The sequence below is a fragment of the Massilia forsythiae genome, assembly GCF_012849555.1.
Taxonomy (GTDB): domain Bacteria; phylum Pseudomonadota; class Gammaproteobacteria; order Burkholderiales; family Burkholderiaceae_D; genus Telluria; species Telluria forsythiae.
On the sequence record NZ_CP051685.1, the window covers coordinates 887715 to 906734 of the forward strand.

General features: G+C 67.1%; 22 protein-coding genes. 7 read left to right on the forward strand and 15 right to left on the reverse strand.

The genetic code is table 11. From position 1 onward, the window contains the following. The first annotated feature begins 2 nt into the window (after positions 1-2). Complete coding sequence (locus HH212_RS03795; protein WP_229217554.1) at positions 3-1148, forward strand: sensor histidine kinase; 1146 nt, start codon at positions 3-5, stop codon at positions 1146-1148. Continuing rightward, positions 1145-1981: a LytR/AlgR family response regulator transcription factor gene (locus tag HH212_RS03800; RefSeq protein WP_229217555.1), complete on the forward strand. Its 837-nt coding sequence runs from the start codon at positions 1145-1147 to the stop codon at positions 1979-1981. Before HH212_RS03795 ends, HH212_RS03800 begins: the two co-directional genes overlap by 4 nt. Before the next feature lie 212 nt (positions 1982-2193). On the opposite strand, the gene HH212_RS03805 is transcribed toward HH212_RS03800, so the two are convergent. The 6 genes from HH212_RS03805 to HH212_RS03830 all read right to left on the reverse strand — a co-directional run bounded on the left by HH212_RS03805 (position 2194) and on the right by HH212_RS03830 (position 7364). After that, complete coding sequence (locus tag HH212_RS03805) at positions 2194-3264, reverse strand: AI-2E family transporter (RefSeq protein WP_169434161.1); 1071 nt, start codon at positions 3262-3264, stop codon at positions 2194-2196. Between the two features lie 13 nt (positions 3265-3277). After that, positions 3278-3886, reverse strand: coding sequence for an SCO family protein (locus HH212_RS03810; RefSeq protein WP_169434162.1), 609 nt, complete (start codon positions 3884-3886; stop codon positions 3278-3280). A 1-nt stretch (position 3887) separates the two neighbouring features. Continuing rightward, complete coding sequence (cyoE, locus tag HH212_RS03815) at positions 3888-4793, reverse strand: heme o synthase (RefSeq protein WP_169434163.1); 906 nt, start codon at positions 4791-4793, stop codon at positions 3888-3890. Continuing rightward, positions 4790-5944 carry a COX15/CtaA family protein gene (locus tag HH212_RS03820; RefSeq protein WP_169434164.1) on the reverse strand — a complete coding sequence of 385 codons (1155 nt, stop codon included), beginning with the start codon at positions 5942-5944 and terminating at the stop codon, positions 4790-4792. Before HH212_RS03820 ends, cyoE begins: the two co-directional genes overlap by 4 nt. A 6-nt stretch (positions 5945-5950) precedes the next feature. After that, complete coding sequence (locus HH212_RS03825; RefSeq protein ID WP_170205253.1) at positions 5951-6526, reverse strand: SCO family protein; 576 nt, start codon at positions 6524-6526, stop codon at positions 5951-5953. A 76-nt stretch (positions 6527-6602) separates the two neighbouring features. Then, positions 6603-7364 carry an SURF1 family protein gene (locus HH212_RS03830; protein ID WP_169434165.1) on the reverse strand — a complete coding sequence of 254 codons (762 nt, stop codon included), beginning with the start codon at positions 7362-7364 and terminating at the stop codon, positions 6603-6605. Between the two features lie 86 nt (positions 7365-7450). Here HH212_RS03830 and HH212_RS03835 point away from each other — a divergent pair, with 86 nt between their 5' ends. After that, a complete protein-coding gene (locus tag HH212_RS03835) occupies positions 7451-7651 on the forward strand; it encodes a twin transmembrane helix small protein (protein ID WP_169434166.1) in 201 nt (66 codons plus the stop codon). Between the two features lie 186 nt (positions 7652-7837). On the opposite strand, the gene HH212_RS03840 is transcribed toward HH212_RS03835, so the two are convergent. From HH212_RS03840 to HH212_RS03865, 7 genes are all read right to left on the reverse strand, one after another. Then, positions 7838-8731 (reverse strand): cytochrome c oxidase subunit 3, encoded by an 894-nt coding sequence (locus HH212_RS03840; protein ID WP_169434167.1) that lies wholly within the window; start codon positions 8729-8731, stop codon positions 7838-7840. Positions 8732-8823: 92 nt separating this feature from the next. After that, a complete protein-coding gene (locus HH212_RS27180; RefSeq protein ID WP_229217713.1) occupies positions 8824-8988 on the reverse strand; it encodes a DUF2970 domain-containing protein in 165 nt (54 codons plus the stop codon). Between the two features lie 119 nt (positions 8989-9107). After that, entirely contained in the window at positions 9108-9686 is a 579-nt protein-coding gene (locus HH212_RS03850) for a cytochrome c oxidase assembly protein (RefSeq protein WP_169434169.1), read from the reverse strand. Between the two features lie 10 nt (positions 9687-9696). Further along, positions 9697-9825, reverse strand: a complete 129-nt coding sequence (locus HH212_RS27040; protein ID WP_308633243.1) for a cytochrome oxidase small assembly protein — start codon at positions 9823-9825, stop codon at positions 9697-9699. Between the two features lie 2 nt (positions 9826-9827). Continuing rightward, positions 9828-11441 (reverse strand): cytochrome c oxidase subunit I, encoded by a 1614-nt coding sequence (gene ctaD / locus HH212_RS03855; protein ID WP_169434170.1) that lies wholly within the window; start codon positions 11439-11441, stop codon positions 9828-9830. A gap of 81 nt (positions 11442-11522) precedes the next feature. After that, a complete protein-coding gene (gene coxB, locus HH212_RS03860; RefSeq protein WP_169434171.1) occupies positions 11523-12719 on the reverse strand; it encodes a cytochrome c oxidase subunit II in 1197 nt (398 codons plus the stop codon). A gap of 393 nt (positions 12720-13112) precedes the next feature. Further along, on the reverse strand, positions 13113-14018 hold the full coding sequence (locus HH212_RS03865; protein ID WP_229217556.1) for a methyltransferase domain-containing protein: 906 nt from the start codon (positions 14016-14018) through the stop codon (positions 13113-13115). Positions 14019-14074: 56 nt separating this feature from the next. Here HH212_RS03865 and HH212_RS03870 point away from each other — a divergent pair, with 56 nt between their 5' ends. The 3 genes from HH212_RS03870 to HH212_RS03880 all read left to right on the forward strand — a co-directional run bounded on the left by HH212_RS03870 (position 14075) and on the right by HH212_RS03880 (position 15873). Then, entirely contained in the window at positions 14075-14851 is a 777-nt protein-coding gene (locus HH212_RS03870) for a ComF family protein (protein WP_169434172.1), read from the forward strand. A 77-nt stretch (positions 14852-14928) separates the two neighbouring features. After that, positions 14929-15399 carry a tRNA (cytidine(34)-2'-O)-methyltransferase gene (locus HH212_RS03875; protein ID WP_169434173.1) on the forward strand — a complete coding sequence of 157 codons (471 nt, stop codon included), beginning with the start codon at positions 14929-14931 and terminating at the stop codon, positions 15397-15399. Between the two features lie 156 nt (positions 15400-15555). Next, on the forward strand, positions 15556-15873 hold the full coding sequence (locus HH212_RS03880) for an H-NS histone family protein (protein WP_169434174.1): 318 nt from the start codon (positions 15556-15558) through the stop codon (positions 15871-15873). Positions 15874-16054: 181 nt separating this feature from the next. Here HH212_RS03880 and HH212_RS03885 read toward each other — a convergent pair whose 3' ends face one another. Together HH212_RS03885 and HH212_RS03890 are read right to left on the reverse strand one after the other, a co-directional pair. Beyond that, a complete protein-coding gene (locus HH212_RS03885) occupies positions 16055-16537 on the reverse strand; it encodes an adenylyltransferase/cytidyltransferase family protein (protein ID WP_169434175.1) in 483 nt (160 codons plus the stop codon). 131 nt (positions 16538-16668) lie between these two features. Beyond that, positions 16669-17844 carry a PilT/PilU family type 4a pilus ATPase gene (locus HH212_RS03890; protein WP_169434176.1) on the reverse strand — a complete coding sequence of 392 codons (1176 nt, stop codon included), beginning with the start codon at positions 17842-17844 and terminating at the stop codon, positions 16669-16671. Positions 17845-18016: 172 nt separating this feature from the next. Between HH212_RS03890 and HH212_RS03895 the strand changes: the two genes are divergently transcribed. Then, the gene (locus HH212_RS03895; protein ID WP_169434177.1) at positions 18017-18967 is read left to right on the forward strand and encodes a hydrogen peroxide-inducible genes activator; all 951 of its coding nucleotides are present in this window, start codon (positions 18017-18019) and stop codon (positions 18965-18967) included. Positions 18968-19020: the final 53 nt, after the last annotated feature.

Here is a 19020-nt window from a genome sequence, read left to right on the forward strand (position 1 = left end):
GCGTGAACCAACCGGCGCCGCCGCTCGTCCCCGTCCTCGCCGCCCTGCCGGTGGCGCTGTGCATGGCGATCCTGGGCTTGCCCGCGGCGCTCGGCAACGGCCCTGCGCTGGCATTCCGCACGATGTACCTGGTGGCCTGCATGGCCTGGACCGTGCCGCTGGCGCTGCTGCAGCGTGCGCTGTGGCGGCGCGAGGCTTCCTGGCTCGTGACCGGCCTGGCGCTGCTGGGCGCCAGCTACGGGATGTCCTTGCTGAACAACCTGTTCGGGCAATTCCTGGGAATCGCGCTGGGCCTCGCCAGACACATCGACTGGCGCGACCTGGTATACGGCCTGGACGGCTGCTGGCTGGCGCTGGCCATGTTCTGCGCGGTGCATGCGCTGGCCGTGTATTACCTGTCGCTGCAGCGCACCCGGCTGCGCCTGGCCCAGGCCGAGGCGGCGGCGCGCGACGCCGAGCTGCGCGCCCTGCGCCTGCAGGTGAATCCGCACTTCCTGTTCAACACGCTGAACGCGATCTCGGCGCTGGTGACGGCCGGCGCCGCCCAGGACGCCAACCGCATGATCGGACGCGTGTCCGACTTCCTGCGCGCCACGCTGGCGCACGACGGCCGCCACGAGCACGCGCTGGCCGAGGAGCTGGCGCTGACCGAAGCCTACCTCGACATCGAAAAGGCGCGGCTCGGCCCGCGCCTGCAACTGTCGATGAAGGCCGGGCCGGACCTGCTGGATGCCGCCGTGCCCTACCTGATGCTGCAGCCGCTGGTCGAGAATGCGGTGCGCCACGGCATCGCGCCGCTGGCCGTGCCGGGACGGCTCGACATCGTGGTCGGGCGCGCCGGTGGCAGCCTGCTGGTGAAGGTGTGCAACGACGGACGGCCTGGCGCAGCTGCGCGCAGCGACGTGGCGGCCGTGGCGGACAGGGCCGCAAACGCGCCGGGCGGAATCGACCAAGCCGGCACGACCCAAGGCGGCATCGGCCTGGCCAACGTCGCCGAGCGCCTGCGCCGCCTGTACGGCGAGGCGCAGCAGGTCGATGCCGGCTGGCGCGCCGATGGCCGCTTCGGCGTGCGCATCGCGCTGCCGCTGCGGCCGTTGCCGCCGCCATCCCCGGCACTGGCCGCGAACGACGCCGGCGTGGCACCATGAGCGGCGCCGCGGACCATCACATCGGCGATGCCGCCGGCGCTGGCGCTGGCAACAGGATGCAGCGCACGCCGCTGCGCGTCGCGATCGTCGACGACGAACCGCTGGCGCGGCTGGCGGTGTGCACGCACCTGGCGCGCCGCCCGGGCTTCGAGATCGTCGCCGAATACGCCGACGGCGACGCCGCCGCGCACGGCCTGGCCCTGCTGCGCCCCGACCTGGCCTTCGTCGACGTGCAGATGCCCGGCCGCAGCGGGCTGGCGGCGCTGGCCGCGCTGCCCAGGGACAGCCGGCCGATGGCGATCCTGCTCACCGCCCACGAAGGTTTCGCCCTGCAGGCATTCGAACTGGCGGCGCTCGACTACCTGCTCAAGCCGATCGACGACGAGCGCCTGGACGAAGCGCTGGAACGCGCGCTGGACGCCTTTCCCTACCGTCGCACGAGCGCCGCGGCGGCAGCGGCGGCCCCCTGGCTGCGCAGCTTCAGCGTGCGCGCCGGCGCCCGCACGGTGCTGGTCGGCGCCGCCGAGGTCGAGCGCATCGAGGCCGACGGCGACTACGCCACGCTGCACGTGGGCACGCGCCGCTACCTGGTGCGCGAACGCCTGCATGCGCTGGCGCGGCGCCTCGATCCGCTGCAGTTCCAGCGCGTGCACCGCTCCAGCATCGTGCGCCTGGACATGGTGGCCGAACTGCGCGCCCTCACCAACCGCGACGCCCTGCTGCGCCTGCGCGACGGCACCCTGCTACGCGCCAGCCGCACCTACATGCCGGCGCTGACGCAGGCGCTGGCGCGGCAGGGGCAGCCGGCAGCGGCGCTGCTGAAAACCGGCTGATACACCGTCGTCCCCGCGCAGGGTAAAGAATGCCACTGGCATTCTTTACCCCATACTGAGCAACGAAATCCGGTACCTCAAGAACTACCCAAATGGTTCAAAGATACCAACTTTGGACACTCGGCATGGGTCCCCGCCTTCGCGGGGACGACGGCCTTTGCGTCAGCGATATCATCCAAGGCAGCAATGCGGGCAGACGAGCAACAGGCCCATCACAGCCCCTCCCCCTTCTGCCGCACGATCGGATCGCGCGTATGCGTCCACCCGCTCATCAAGGAATAGCCCACCGCCAGCAGCACCGGCCCGATGAACAGCCCGACGAAGCCGAACGCCAGCACGCCGCCCAGCACGCCGAGCAAGGTCAGCAGGAACGGCAAACTGGAGCCGCGGCTGATCAGCATCGGCCGCACCACGTTGTCGACGCCGCTGATCAGGAAGAAGCCCCAGACCAGCATGAAGATGCCCCAGCCGTTCTCGCCCTGGCTGAACAGCCAGACCGCCGCGCCGCCCCAGATCAGCGGCGGGCCGACCGGGATCAGCGACAGCACGAACACCAGCACCGACAGCACCAGCACGCCCGGCACGCCGGCGACCAGGAAGCCGATGGCGGCGACGACCGCCTGCGCCAGCGCGGTGCCGAGCAGGCCGTACATCACGCCGCGCACGGTCTGGCTGACGATCTCGGCGACCGGGCCGGCTTCCTCGCCGATGATGCGGCGCATGGAGGCGCCGATCACGGTCATCAGGGCGGCGCCGTCGCGGTAGAAGAAGAAGCTGACGAAGGCGGCCAGGCCCATCTGCACGATGCCGGTGCCGAGCGCCAGCCCGCCTGCCAGCAGGTAGTGGCGCGCCGGCTCGATCAGGCGGCGTCCCAGCTCCAGCATGCGCTCGCGGCTGGCCACCAGCTGGCGCAAATAGGCGTCGAGCTGCTCGCCGACCAGCGGCAGCGTGCGGATCCAGGATGGCGGCACCAGTTCGCCGTGGTCGAGCGCCACGCGGATCTGGTCGAAGGCGTCGGCGACGTTGTCGGCCAGCCGGTAGGCCCCCAGCGCCAGCGGGATGATCACCAGCAGCGTCAGCGACAGGGTCATGGTGAGCGCCGCCAGCGTGCGCCGGCCGCGCAGGCGGTTCAGCAGGCGCAGGTAGAGCGGCCAGGAAGAGATGACCACCGCCGCCGCGAACAGGATCGCGGCCAGGAACGGCCGCAGCACATACAAGCAACCGATCGCCAGCAGGATGACGGCGGCGGCGCGGGCATAGTTGCGTCCTGGTCGGGAGTGCATGCCGCGCCGCGCGTCAGGACAACAACTGACGGATGTCGTGCACGATGGCGTCGGGGCTGGTGCCGTGGCGTACGAACAGGCGCAGGCGGCCGTCGCGGTCGAACACGTAGCTGCCGGCGGTGTGGTCGATGGTATAGGTGGTCGGCGTGGCGCCCGGCACCTTGGCGTAGAACACCTTGAAGTCCTTGGCCACCTTCGCCGTCTGATCAAGCGTGCCGTACAGGCCGACGAAGCGCTTGTCGAACGCCGGCGCGTAGCTGGCCAGCAGTTCGCGCGTGTCGCGCTCGGGGTCGAGGGTGATGAAGGCGACCTGCACCTTGTCGGCCAGCGGTCCCAGCTTCTGCATCGCGGCCGCCATGTCGGCCATCGTGGTCGGGCACACGTCCGGGCACTGGGTGTAGCCGAAGAACACCACCACCACCTTGCCCTTGTAGTCGGCCAGCGTGCGCGGCTTGCCGGTGTGGTCGGTCAGGCTGAAGCCCTTGGCGTAGTCGAGGCCGGTGACGTCGGTGTTCTGGAAGCTGACCGCCGGCTTGGCCGGCGTGCCGGGCGTCTTGTCGCAGGCGGCGAGCGAGGCGCCAAGCGCACAGGCAATCAGCAAGGGGGGCAGCAGTTTTTTCATGTCAGAAGTGCAGGTAGAGCTTGACGTAATGGTCGACCAGCAGCGCCGCGAACAGCAGCGACAGGTAGACGATCGACCAGGCGAAGGCCTTGCGTGCGATCTGGTCGCTGTAGCGCTTGTGGATCAGCCAGCCGTAGCGCAGGAACACCGCGTTCAGCGCGACGGCCGCCGCCAGGTACAAATAACCGCTCATGCCGACCGCGAACGGCAGCAGCGTGCAGGCGGCCAGCGCCACCGAATACAGCCATACCTGCAGGCCGGTATGCGCCATGCCGTGCGTGACCGGCAGCATCGGCAGGCCCGAGCGCACGTAGTCGTCGCGCCGGTACATGGCCAGCGCCCAGAAATGCGGCGGGGTCCAGATGAAGATGATCAAGACCAGCAGCCAGGCTTCCATCGGCACGGTATTGGCGACCGCGGCCCAGCCGAGCGCCGGCGGCATGGCGCCGGACAGGCCGCCGATGACGATGTTCTGCGGCGTGTTCGGTTTTAATAGGATCGTGTAGATCAGCGCATAGCCGACGAAGGTGACCAGCGTCAGCCACATGGTGAGCGGATTGACCATGGTGTACAGCACGCCCATGCCGAGGCCGCCGAGCACGCCGGAAAACACCAGCGTCTGCATGGTGCTGAGTTCGCCCATGGCGGTGGCGCGGCGCGCGGTGCGCGCCATGCGCGCGTCGACTTCGGCCTCGATCAGGCAGTTGACGGCGAAGGCGGCGCCGGCCAGCAGCCAGATGCCGACCGTGCCCCAGACCAGCACGTGCCAGCCCGGAAAGCCGTCGGTAGCCAGGAACATGCCGATGACGGCGCAAAAGACGGCGAGCTGGGTGACGCGGGGCTTGGTCAGCGCCCAGTACTGAGCGATCCGGCTGGGCGGTTTGTGGGTGGCGGTCTGGGTAATCATGAATGGCTCGCGGACGCCGCGGCCTGCCATCTGGGCGGGCGTGACGCCGGGTCGAGTAGGTGCTGTACCTTGTAGTTTAACATGGTCACCAGCAAGACGAGGAGGGCCGCCCCCGCGTTGTGCAGTACTGCGATCGTCAACGGGAAACTCAAATACACGGTGGCGATGCCCGTCATTGCCTGGGCGAGCAGTACCAGCGCCAGGTTGCGCGCCGTGCCGTGCAGGCCCGGCAAACGCCAGGCGCGCAGCGCGGTCGAGCCCAGCACCAGCACCACGACCACGGCGAAATTGCGGTGCACCCAGTGGATCGCGGTCAGCGCCTGGAACGGCAGGTAGTGGCCGGCGGCGGTCTTGCCGAGTTCGCGCCACAGGGTAAAGCCGTGCTGGAAGTCCATGTCTGGGACAATTTGTCCATTACATAAAGGAAAGTCGGTGCAGGCCAGTGTCGCGTAATTGGTACTCACCCAGCCGCCCAGCGCCAGTTGCAGCAGCAGAACGGCGCCGGATGCCCAGGCCAGCGGACGCAGGCGGCGCAGCGCGCTTTCGGCGGCGGCATCGGGCGCCGGCGGCGGCGCCAGGATGGCGTCCTGGCGCCCACCGAGCCAGGTCGCCAGCGCCAGCATGGTCATGCCCAGCAGCAGATGGGTGGTGACGATGGCCGGCTGCAGTTTCAGGGTCACGGTCCAGGCGCCGAACGCGCCCTGCACGCACACCCACAGGAACAGCACGGTCGGCAGCAGCGGGTTGAAGGCGCGCGCATGCGAGCGGCGCCACTGGATCCAGGCGGTGGACATCAGGCCGACGATCAGCACGCCGATGCCCATGGCGAGGTAGCGGTGGATCATCTCGATCCAGGCCTTGAACACGTTCACCGGCCCGGTCGGCATCAGCGCCTCGGCGGCGGCGATGTGCGCGTGCGCCAGGAACGGGTTGGCCAGGCCGTAGCAGCCGGGCCAGTCGGGGCAGCCGAGGCCGGAATCGGTGAGCCGGGTAAAGCCGCCGAACACGATCAGGTCGAAGGTCAGGAAGGCGATCGTCCAGACCAGCTTGCGGAATTTGTGCGGGTCGGACGACATCCAGACCATCGAGAGCGGCAGGCAGGCGACCAGCAGGCCGGTGATCGCCAATTGGGGGAGCGTGGTGGAATGCATGGTGAGTCAGCCCACGGCCGAAGCCTTGAGCAATTTGTAGAGGTCCTTGTAAGCCTTGCGCGGTTCCGGGTCTTTCGGAAAGCGCAGCATGAGGTGGCCGAGCGGGTCGATCAGGTAGATGTGGTCGGCGGCCGTGGTACCCGTATCGGCGGGCAGCCAGCGCGCCACCGCCGCGCCGTCGGCGCGCAGCATGCGGGTGCCGTCGAATTCGCGGATGACGATGGTGTCCAGCGGTGCGCGGTCGGTGATCAGCCAGACCCGTTCGATGCGGTCCATCTCCTTGCCCTGCATCAGCCGCAGCTGGCGCATCGTGAACAGCCGGTTGCGGCAGGCGTCGCCGCAGGCGCCGGGCGCGGCCATCAGCATGATCCACTTGCCCTTGAAGTCCTGCAGCGTCTGCCGGCGGCCGTCCAGCGTGGTGCTGGCCAGTTCGGGCACCGGGTGGGCGCGCTGGTCGACCAGGGCGCCGTAGTTGTTGCGCTTTTCCGGCTTGAGCACATAGAACGTGAAGTACGAGGCGATCAGCGGCGCCGCGCATACCAGCAGCACCAGCAACAGCATGCGGCGGCCGCGGCGCCGCATCGCCGGGTCCGGCGCCACGGCGGCCGCGGCGGGAACCGGGGCCGAGGCCGGCGAGTTGGCGGGCACATCGGCGGCTTCAACCTGCTTGTCTGCTTCCACGTCGCATTCCTGTCACGAGAAAAAACACCAGCGCCATCGCCGCCAGCGCATACCACTGGAAGGCGTACCCCTTGTGGCGGTCCACGTCGAGCGCCGGCGCGGGCCACTTGCGCACCAGCCCACTGTCATCCGCGCCCTGCCCCGCCCCGGTCTGCTCGACCAGGAAGGGCTGCAGGTCGAGCCCGCTGGCGCGCGCGACCTCGCCGATATCGAGGTTCTGCAGTACGGCGCCGGGCGCGGGCCGCGGCGCCGTCCCCAGTTGGAGCACGCGCGCCGCATGCGTCACCGCGATGCCTTCGATGGTGACGGTGCCGCCCGGCGGCGCCGGCGGCGCCGGGCGCGCGCCCGGAGCGGTCGCGCCGGGGTCGCGCGGCAGCCAGCCGCGCGCCACCAAGACCTGGCGGTTCGAACCCGCTATTGTAAAGGGCATCAGCAGAATGGTGCCGCTGCGGCCATCGAGCGGGCGGTTGTCGAGGAACAGCGGCCAGCCGACGACGAAACGGCCGCGCACGCGCACGCGGCGAAATTCGACGGCAGCCGGATCCTGCAGCGCGCCGTCCAGCACCAGCGGCGGCGCGCCGGCGCGCTGGTTCAACCGCGCCTGCAACGCGGTTTTGTCGAACGCGCGCCGGGTCTGCCAGTTGCCGAGCGCGATGCCGAGGATGACCAGCACGAGGGTGGCGGCGAACGGGATGGCGCGGAAGGAAAAACGCAGGCCGGCGCGGGGGGAGGATGGCATCGTGGTACTCAATGCATGCGGACAAAGCGGGGATTTTCGATCAAACTTGTCACTCCTTCCACGCATTCGTCATTCCAGGACCCGCCATGAAAATCGTCGTCGCCATCGCCTTCGTGCTCATCCTCGGCAGCCTGGCTTCCGCGCTGTTCTTCCTGATGCGCGACAAGGGCCGCAGCAACCGCACCGTGCAGGCGCTGGCGATGCGGGTGGGCTTGTCGATCACCTTGTTCCTGCTGGTGCTGTTTTCGTACAAGATGGGGTGGATACAGCCGACGGGGTTGCACTGACCATCAGCCTGGTTGCAACCGTACGTCGTCCCCGCGCAGGCGGGGACCCATGCCGAGCATCAGAAACCAATGCGCTTGCATACCGCGGCACTCTCAAATGGACGATTTTGGAAACTCAGTATGGGTCCCCGCCTGCGCGGGGACGACGCTTTCACGCCGGCGGCTTACGTCGAGCCGACAACATTTCTACAACCAGTACACCACCACATACAACCCCAGCCACACCACGTCCACGAAGTGCCAGTACCACGCCGCCCCTTCGAACGCGAAATGGTGGTCCGGCGTGAAGTGCCCGCGCAGCACCCGGTACAGCACCACCGACAGCATGATCGCCCCCATCGTCACGTGGAAGCCGTGGAAGCCGGTCAGCATGAAGAAGGTCGAGCCGTAGATGCCGGAGCTGAGCTTCAGGTTCAATTCCGAATAGGCGTGGTGGTATTCGTAGGCCTGGAAGCCCATGAACACGGCGCCCAGCAGGATCGTCAGGAACAGCCAGAACGCGGTCTTGCCGCGCTGGCCGATGCGCAGCGCGTGGTGGGCGATGGTCAGCGTCACGCCCGAGGTCAGCAGCAGCGCGGTGTTGATGGTCGGGATCGGGAACGGTCCCATGACGTTGAAGTCCTCGACCGTGCCGGCGGGGCCGGTGTTGCCCCAGTGGCCGGCGAAGTCGGGCCAGATCACCTTGTGGTCGAGGTCGGACAGCCACGGCATCGAGATCGCGCGCGCGTAGAACAGCGCGCCGAAAAAGGCGGCGAAGAACATCACTTCCGAAAAGATGAACCAGCTCATCGACCAGCGGTAGGACGAATCGATGCGCGGGCCGTAGACGCCGGATTCCGATTCGCGGATGGCATCGCCGAACCAGCCGTACAGCACCGCCAGCATGGCCGCGATACCGGCCAGGCACAGGGGCATGCCCCAGCCGGCGCCGTTGACCCAGCCCGAGGCGCCGGCCATGGTGGCCAGCATCGAGGTGCCGGCCGCCAGCGGCCAGCGCGACGGTCCCGGAATGAAGTAATACGGCGCCGTAGGGGGTGCGCCGTGCGCGGCGCCGGGCGGTGCGCTGTGCGGTGCGTTCATGTTCGTCTCCTCGCTCAAAGATTGGTCGAATGCCGCTTGCCTGCCATGTCTTGCCGACTGCAGCGCCGCCATGGCGCCTGTATCGGCGGCGCTTACTTTGCCACCGCGAACCGCACCGCCACCAGCAGGATGCCGATGAACAGCGCCACGCCCAGCAGCGCCCCCAGGATCACGTGCACCGGGTTCAGGCGCGCCGCGTCGTCCTCATAGTCGCGCCGCTTGCGCACGCCGAAGAAGGACCAGAACACCGCCTTCATCGTGGCGCCGAACGAGGCCGCGCGCGGCTGCGCATCGGACCGCTGCGTCCCCTGCCCCGGCCGCTGCCGCGCCGGCGTTTCCGCCGGCACCGGCCGATCCCGTTCGTCGTCCGCCATCGTCATTCCTTGCGCGCGGTGACCGCGCCGCCGATCTCGAAGAAGGTGTACGACAGCGTGATGTTCTTCACCTCGCGCGGCAAGCCGGGGTCGATGAAGAACACCACCGGCATCTGGCGCGCCTCGTTCGGTCCCAGCACCTGCTCCTGGAAGCAGAAGCACTCGACCTTCTTGAAAAACGGCGTCGCCGATTGCGGCGCATAGCTCGGGATCGCCTGCGCCTTGACCGTGCGCGCCTGGGTGTTCACGACTTCGTAGACCACGGTCGCCATCTCGCCCGGATGCACGTCGATGCTGCGCGTGGTCGGGCGGAAGCGCCACGGTCCCTGAGCATTGCCGTCCAGCTCGACGGTGACCGTGCGCGCCAGGTCGACCTGCGTGTTGCCTGGCCGCGCCACGGTGCCGTCCTTTTGCGTCAGCACGTTGATGCCGAGCGCCTCGCACACTTGGCGGTACACCGGCACCAGCGCGTAGCCGAAGCCGAACATCACGAACGCCACCACCACCAGCTTCAGCAAGGTGACGCGATTCAGGCGCAGGCGCCCGCTCTCCTCGACGCCGGCGGTGGCGGGGGCGCTCATGCTCGTCTCCTCAGCCCAGCCACAGGCGCTTGACGAACAACATCGCGAAGAAGAACAGTGCCAGGGCCGCCAGCAGCAAGGCGGTGCGCAGGTTGTTCGGCTTGCGGGGCGGCTGCTCGGCCATCGGTTCCTCGCGCACGGTCACTTCACCAGCGGCGGGTTCTCGAAGGTGTGGAAGGGCGCCGGGCTGGCCACGGTCCACTCCAGCCCTTCGGCGCCTTCCCACGGCTTGGCGTCGGCCTTGGCGCCGCCGCGGATGGTCGGCAGCACCACGAAGAACAGGAAGTACACCTGGCTCAGGCCGAAGCCGAAGGCGCCCACCGAGACGATCTGGTTGAAGTCGGTAAACTGCACGGCGTAGTCGGCATAGCGGCGCGGCATGCCGGCCAGGCCCAGGAAGTGCATCGGGAAGAAGGTGACGTTGAACCAGAACAGCGAATTCCAGAAGTGGATCTTGCCGCGCAGTTCCGGGTACATGTGGCCGGTCCACTTCGGGCCCCAGTAATAGAAGCCGGCGAACAGGGCGAACAGCGAACCGGCCACCAGCACGTAGTGGAAGTGGGCGACGACGTAGTAGGTGTCCTGCACCTGGATGTCGATCGGCGTCACCGCCAGGATCAGGCCGGTGAAGCCGCCCATGGTGAACACGAAGATGAAGCCGACCGCGAACAGCATCGGCGTCTCGAAGGTCATCGAACCCTTCCACATCGTCGCGACCCAGTTGAACACCTTTACGCCGGTCGGCACCGCGATCAGCATGGTGGCGTACATGAAGAACAGCTGGCTGGTCACCGGCATGCCGGTGGTGAACATGTGGTGTGCCCAGACGATGAACGAGAGGATGGCGATCGAGGCGGTGGCGTACACCATCGAGGCGTAGCCGAACAGCGGCTTCCTGGCGAAGGCCGGGATGATCTGCGAGATGATGCCGAACGCCGGCAGGATCATGATGTAGACCTCGGGGTGGCCGAAGAACCAGAAGATGTGCTGGTACATGACCGGATCGCCGCCGCCGGCGGCGTTGAAGAACGAGGTGCCGAAGTGGCGGTCGGTCAGGGTCATGGTGATGGCGCCGGCCAGCACCGGCATCACGGCGATGAGCAGGTAGGCGGTGATCAGCCAGGTCCAGCAGAACATCGGCATCTTCATCAGCGTCAGGCCCGGCGCGCGCATGTTCAAGATGGTGACGATGATGTTGATCGAGCCCATGATCGACGAGGCGCCCATGATGTGCAGCGCGAAGATCGCCATGTCCATGCCCGGCCCCATCTGGGTCGACAGCGGCGCGTACAGCGTCCAGCCGGCCGCGGTGGCGCCGCCCGGCACGAAGAAGGACGAGGCCAGCAGGATGGCCGCCGGCGGCAGCAGCCAGAAGGAAAAATTGTTCATGCGCGCGAACGCCATGTCGGACGCGCCGATCTGCAGCGGGATCATCCAGTTGGCGAAGCCGACGAAGGCCGGCATGATCGCGCCGAACACCATCACCACGCCGTGCATGGTGGTCAGCTGGTTGAAGAATTCGGGGCGGAAGAATTGCAGGCCGGGCTGGAACAGCTCGGTGCGGATCATCAGCGCCAGCACGCCACCCGAGAGCAGCATGACGAAGGCGAACCACAGGTACAGGGTGCCGATATCCTTGTGGTTGGTGGCGAACAGCCAGCGCCGGGCGCCGTGCGGGTGCTCATGTTCGTGATCGTGGGCGTGGTCGTTGCCGTGGCCGCGTTCGTGAGCGTGGTCGATCGTGCTGGAAGTCATGTCGGTGTCCTAGTCGAGCAGAACTACAGGAGCTATGCCGCATTGACGGCGAGCCCATCCTTGAATCCAAACGCTTGCTGCCTACAGCTTGCCGCGTGCGGCCACTATCTCGGCCGGTTGTACGATATTCTCCTCGGCCTTGTTCGTCCAGTTGTTCCGCGTGTAGGTGATGACCGAGGCGATGTCGGTATCGGACAACTGGGCCCAGGCCGGCATCGCGGTCGGGTACTTGCCGCTGTGCTTACCCTTGAGCAGCACGGCGATCTGCTCCGCCTTGGGGCCGTTGACGACCGGCGAGCCGACCAGCGCGGCAAAGGCGTTCGGCACGCCCTGGCCGCTGGCCTGGTGGCAGGCCACGCAGTTGGCGGCGTACACCTTTTCGCCCTTGGTCTTGAGCTCGTCCAGGGTCCAGACCTTGTTCGGGTCGTCGGCCAGCGCCGCCATGCGCTTCTTCTCGCCGTTCACCCAGGCGGTGTAGTCCCGGTCGGAGACGACCTTCACCACGATCGGCATGAAGGCGTGCTCCTTGCCGCACAGCTCGACGCAATTGCCGCGGTAGGTGCCGACCTGCTCGGCGCGGAACCAGGTGTCGCGCACGAAGCCGGGAATCGCATCCTGTTTCACCGCGAAGGCGGGCACGGTCCACGAGTGGATCACGTCGTTGGCGGTCAGCACCAGGCGCACCTTCTTGTTGACCGGGACCACCACCGGGTTGTCGACTTCGAGCAGGTAGTTCTCGGTGCGCCGTTCGGTGGGCGCTACGCCCGGCTCGCCGACCTGGGAGCGCGGCGTGGCCAGGTTGGACAGGAAGGAAATGCCTTCGCCCTCCCCTTTCAGGTAGTCGTAGCCCCACTTCCACTGCATGCCGGTGACCTTGATGGTCAGGTCGGGATTCGAGGTGTCCTTCATCGCCACCACCGCGTGGGTGGCAGGCAGCGCCATGCCGATCACGATCAGGAACGGCACGATGGTCCAGGCGATCTCGACGCTGGTGGATTCGTGGAAGGTGGCCGGTTTGTGGCCGAGGGATTTGCGGTGCTTGAACACCGAGTAGAACATGACGCCGAACACGCCGACGAAGATCACCAGGCAGACGATCAGCATCCAGGTGTGCAGGTTGTAGATATAGGAACCGATGCCCGTCACCGGTTGCTGCAGGTTCAACTGCAGCGCCTGCGGCCGGCCGGTGAGCACCGGTTCCGGCGCGGCAAGGGCCTGGATACTGGCCGACACCGCAAGACCGAACATCAACGCCTTGATTCGCTTTGCATAAGTCATGTTGTCCCCAACCGTCCAAGAACCAGTTTCTTCAAACAGTCAGCAATTCCATGAACGAACCGCTGCCGCTCCGAAATCTTTGCCAGCAAACGCCTTCCACGCTGCATCCCGGAGGATGCGCCGGCCTTGGCCTGCTGTTGCTGCAACCTTCGACTCTACCCTGTTTTTATTCTGTCGTTTCCAAAGCGCTTGCGGGCCTTGCGGCGCCGGCTGTTTCCGGTACGGCTGTCGATCCCTGCTTTTTTGCGGCCTTTTTTCGGTGCAAGTCGAAAAAAGTGTCATTGATTATACTTAAAGCACTAATTTTTATTCAAGGAAAATTGGCGGCGATCGCAAGCGGCGGGCGGCGCTGCGACAGTCGCGCCGCCGGGCACGCCACGCCCTGGCGCGCGGCTACGCGCGCGGCTGGAAACGCACGATCGCCTCGCCCGCCGCCGTGGTGCGCGGCGCCGGCAGGAAGGCGTGTCCATAGATTACCTCGAAGGTCACGCCGAGCTTGCCGTCGCTGCGGCGCCCCGCCTCCAAGGCATCCAGCATGCGCTGCCAGGCGACGCGCCCGACCAGGCCGCGCCGGCGCGTGGCCAGCGGATTGCCGCCGAAGGCGCGCACGTCGGCCAGCATCTTCCCTGCATCGTCGTAGGTAACCGTGATCTTTTCCATGTCCATCACCGGCGTGGTGAAGCCGGCAGCCACCAGCTGGTCGCCGAAGTCGTGCATGTCGACGAAGGGCAGCGTGTGCGCTGTCTCGTCCATGGCGCCGAAGGCGGCGCGCAGCTCGGTAAAAGTGTCCGGCCCGAAATTCGAGAACATCAGCAAGCCGTCGGTGCGCAGCGTGCGGCGCCATTCGGCGAACACGCGGTCCGGCTGCGGATGCCAGTGCAGCGCCAGGTTCGACCAGACCAGGTCGAGCGAGTTCGAGCCCAGCGGCAGCTGGCCGAAGTCGCCGGCGACCAGGTCGATGCCGGTCTTGGCCGGCAGCAGGCGGCTGAGGAAAGTGCGCGGCGCCGCCGCGTTGGCGGCGGCCGCGGCGAGCATGGCCGGCACCGCGTCCAGGCCGAGCACCTGGGCCGCCGGATAGCGCTTCTGCAGCTCGGCCAGGTCGGCGCCGGCGCCGCAGCCGGCATCCAGCACGTGGCGCGGCGCCACCTTGACCAGCGCCAGCCGCTCGAACATGCGCGAAGCGATCTCGCGGCGCAGGAAATCGGACGGCGCCACCCGCGCCGGATCGGCGAACAGGCGGCGCACGCGCGCCGCATCGATCGGCGCGCTCATCCTGGAAGGGGTTTGGGGTGAAGCCATGGTCGACTGCCGTCAAATGGAATAATGGCGGGAGTGTACATGAGGAAAACGAAGCGATGCCGATCCGCCTGCCCCATGTCTTGCCTGCCGGCCTGGCGCGCGCCCTGGCGCGCCTGCTGCCCTCCAGTTGCGCGCTGTGCGGCGCCGGCTGCGACGCGGCGGTGTGCGCGCCCTGCCGGGAACAGTATGCGGCGCCGCGCGCCGGGCGCTGCGCCTGCTGTGCGAATCCACTGCCGGCGCTGGACGCCGCCGCGATGCAGGCGTGCGCCGCTTCGCCGGCGCACGCACCGCTCTGCGGCGCCTGCCTGTCGAACCCGCCCGCCTTCGACGCCACCATCGCCGCGGTCGACTATGCCGCCCCGCTCGACCAGCTGGTGCTGCAATTGAAATTCGGGGCGCGCCTGGCGCTGGCGCCCTGGTTCGCGCGGTTGCTGCGCGACGCCGTCTCGGCGCGGCCCGATGCCGGCCTGCCGGATCTTCTGTGCCCGGTGCCGCTGGGACCGCGGCGCCTGGTGGAACGCGGCTTCAACCAGGCGCTGGAAATCGCGCGGCCGCTGGGGGCGTCGCTTGGCGTCCCGGTCCATGCGCGCCTGGCCGAACGCCTCCTCGACACCGCGGCGCAGTCCGGCGTCACGCCGGCCGAACGCGCCCGCAACGTGCGCGGCGCCTTTGCCATCGCCGACCCGGATGCCATCGTCGGGCGCCACGTCGGCCTGGTCGACGACGTGATGACCAGCGGCCACACCCTGGGCGAGCTGGCGGCGACTTGCAAACGCTTCGGCGCGGCGCGCGTGACCAACCTGGTGGTGGCGCGTACCCCACCGCATCCATGATGCAATTAGCTGCACGAGCGCTTAATATGGCGGCCTTGTAAAACATCGCCGGCGCCGGCCGGTCAAAGGAGAAGGTCGTGTTTCACGTCGTACTGGTCGAACCCGAGATCCCGCCCAACACGGGCAACGTCATCCGCCTGTGCGCCAACACCGGCGCCCAGCTGCACCTGGTCGAACCGCTCGGCTTTCCGCTGGACGACGCCAAGATGCGGCGCGCCGGCCTCGACTACCACGACTACGCCACCATGAAGGTGCACAAGGACTGGGCGGCGTTCCTGGCCGATGCCCGGCCCGACCCGGCGCGCATGTTCGCCATGACCACGCACGGTTCGGCGCCGTTCGCCGATGCGGCTTTCCGGCCGGGCGACGTGTTCGTGTTCGGCGCCGAATCGCGCGGGCTGGACCCGGCCTTGCGCGAATCCTTCCCGCCGGCCCAGCGCATCCGCCTGCCGATGATGCCGGGGAACCGCAGCCTGAACCTGTCGAACACGGTGGCGGTGGTGGTGTACGAGGCGTGGCGCCAGAACGCGTATGCGGGCGGCGGCTGAATGCGCTGCGCCGGCGCGACCGAAAAACGTCAATGAGCATGCCGATGAGCATGCCGATGAGCGCTCGATGGCGCAAAGCTGTCAGAATAGTGACAAGCTGCTAACCGCGCAACGCGGTATAAGCATTTTTCTGTAACGAAGCAATCAGGCCAAACAATGTACGATTTATCCAAATACTCGCTCACCAAACTCCAGGCGCTGGAAGCGCAAGTCATCGAGGAACTCAAGACGCGCCATTTCCTCAGCGTCAGCAAGGCGCGCGAGCAGATTCTCCACATCGCGCGCAGCGCGGGCATGTCCGACAAGGATCTCCTCGCCATCAAGACGCCGAAGCTGCCGAAGCAGGAAGTTGCCGAGGCCAAGTACCGCCATCCCGGTGATCCGAGCCAGCAATGGAGCGGCCGTGGACGCCAGCCGGCCTGGGTCAAGGCGTGGATTGCCTCCGGCAAGTCGCTGGACGACGCGAAGGCATAAGAACCTATCCCAGTAGGAAACCGGTCGTTGCTGACGCGCCTGACAAGCGGGTGCTGCGTTGCTCGTCGTTGCATGGCTCGCCATGCGCCTCCTCGCGCCTTGCCCGCGCTTGTCAGTCATCGTCATCAACTTCCCTCTCCCTACTGAGATAGGTTCTAAGCGCGGCCTCGCCGCGCCTGCATCAGCCGCCGAATTGACGGATTTTCGCCACCAGCTTGCTGGTCGAGCGGTCGTGCTGGAAATCGATGGCGACCGCCTTGCCGCCCTGGGCGATGACCTCCTTGCCTTCGGGGATGGCGTCCATCACGTAGTCCCCGCCCTTGGCGTAGATGCCGGGGCGCGCTTCCCGCACCACTTCCAGGGCGGTGTCCTCGTCGAAGTCGACCACCAGGCTGACCGATTCCAGCGCGGCCAGCACGGCCATGCGGTCGTGCAGCGTGTTCAACGGGCGGTCGTCGCCCTTGCCCAGGCGTTTCACGGAGGCGTCGGTGTTGACGGCGACCACCAGCGAGGCGCCCAGTGCGCGCGCTTGCGCCAGGTAGGTGACGTGGCCGCGGTGCAGGATGTCGAAGACGCCGTTGGTGAGCACCACCGGTTGCGGCAGGTCGGCGATGCGTTGCGGCAGGGTGGCGCGGGTGCAGAGTTTTTGTTCGAAGGTGGGCATGGTTGGCTTCGGTTCGCGGCTGGGCTGCGCGAGCGTTCGTGCTTTGGCAAGCGCAGCATGGGTCCCCGCCTGCGCGGGGACGACGGTTATGGGTGGCCGATTCTAGCCCACTATCCCGGTCCTCGAACGCTTCAAACCCCTTCTTCCGGTTCGTCCGCCAGCATCGACAGTTCGGCCGGTTTCGACACGGCGCCCTCGCCCGGCGCCTTGCGCTCGCCCGAGAGCTTGATCTGCAGGCGCAGGCCGTTGGCGGAGTCGGCATTGCGGATCGCTTCGTCGTAGCCGATGTAGCCCTTGTTGTACAGGTCGAACAGCGCCTGGTCGAAGGTGCACATGCCGAGTTCGCGCGACTTGTGCATGATTTCCTTGATGCCGTGGAAGTTCCCCTTGAGGATCATCTCGCCGATGGTCGGGGTGTTCAGCAGGATCTCGATCGCCGCCTTGCGGCCCTTGCCGTCCTCGGTGCGCACCAGGCGCTGCGAGACGATGGCGCGCAGGTTCGAGGACAGGTCCATCAGCAACTGGTTCCTTCGCTCTTCCGGGAAGAAGTTGATGATGCGGTCCATGGTCTGGTTGGCGTTGTTCGCGTGCAGCGTGCCCAGGCACAGGTGGCCGGTCTCGGCGAAGGCGATCGCGTGCTCCATGGTTTCGGTGTCGCGGATCTCGCCGATCAGGATCACGTCCGGCGCCTGGCGCAGCGTGTTTTTCAGGGCGTTGTGCCAGGACAGCGTGTCGACGCCGACCTCGCGGTGCGTGATCAGGCAGCTCTTGTTCTTGTGGACGTACTCGACCGGGTCCTCGACCGTGATGATGTGGCCGGCGGAGTTGGCGTTGCGATAGTCGATCATCGCTGCCAGCGTGGTCGACTTGCCGGAACCGGTGCCGCCCACCACCAGCACCAGGCCGCGCTTGGTCATCACCACGTCCTTCAACACCTCGGGCAAATCCAGCTTTTCGAAGTTCGGGATTTCGGAGGCGATGGTGCGCACCACCATGCCCACGCTCTGCTGCTGCACGAACACGTTGACGCGGAAGCGGCACACGCCCGGCAGCGAGATGGCGAAATTGCATTCCATCTCGGCCTCGAACTCGGCGCGCTGGCGCTCGTTCATCAGCGACAACGCCAGCGCGCGCGTGACCTCGCCGGTCAGGCGCTGGTTACTGAGCGGCTTCATGGCGCCCTGGTGCTTCATGCTGGGCGGGAAGTCGGCGGAGATGAACAGGTCGGAGCCGCCCTGGTGCTGCATCACGGTCAGCAGCTTGTGCATGTAGGCCTGGGCTTCCGCCGGGCCGAAGGTCGAAGACATGGCATGCCTTTATATTAACCACAGGCAACATCGCCTGTTTGGGCATTATAGCCACAGCTTTACCGGTAAAATAGGGCTTACATCCTTGATTTTGCGGCAAACGTGTCGTTCACAACACGGCGCGGTATGTCCGCTCTCGCATTCCGCTTTCGCATTCCGCCCGACGAAACCCATGACCTTGACCGAACTGAAATACATCGTTGCCGTCGCCCGCGCCCGCCATTTCGGGCACGCCGCCGAAGCCTGTTTCGTGGCGCAGCCGACCCTGTCCGTCGCCATCAAGAAGCTCGAGGACGAGCTCGGCGTGACCCTGTTCGAGCGCGGCGGCTCGGAAGTCTCCGTCACGCCGCTGGGCGCCCAGATCGTGGCGCAAGCCGAGCGCGTGCTGGAACAGACCGCCGCCATCAAGGAATTGGCCAAGCAAAACAAGGACCCGCTGGCCGGCCCGCTGCGCCTGGGCGTGATCTACACGATCGGCCCCTACCTGCTGCCGCCGCTGGTGAAGAACCTGATCGAGCACGTGCCTCAGATGCCGCTGGTGCTGCAGGAGAATTTCACGGTGAAGCTGCTCGACCTGCTGCGCCAGGGCGAGCTGGACGCCGCCATCATGGCGTTGCCGCTGCCGGAACACGGCATGGCGGTACAGCCGCTGTACGACGAACCCTTCGTGGTGGCAATGCCGAAGACCCACCCGTGGGCCAAGCGCAAGGACATCTCGGCCGAAGACCTGAAGAGCGAAACCATGCTGCTGCTCGGCGCCGGCCACTGCTTCCGCGATCAGGTGCTGGAAGTCTGCCCGGAAATGGCGCGCTTCTCGTCCGGCTCGGGCGCGGGCAATGGCATGCAGCGTACCTTCGAGGGCTCGTCGCTGGAAACCATCCGCCACATGGTCGCCAGCGGCATCGGCCTGACCGTGCTGCCGCGCGCCTCGGTGCCGGACATGAAGGACCCGCACGGCATGCTGACCTTCGTGCCGTTCCAGGAGCCGGCACCGTCGCGCCGCGTGGTGATCGTCTGGCGCAAGAGTTTTACACGACGCGCGGCGATCGACGCGGTGGTGCAGGCGGTGGGCGATTGCCGGCTGCCGGGGGTGGAGATGGTCAGCCTGCAGGCGGCGGCTTAGCATCACCGTCGTCCCCGCGCAGGCGGGGACCCATACGAAGCAACAGAATTCGT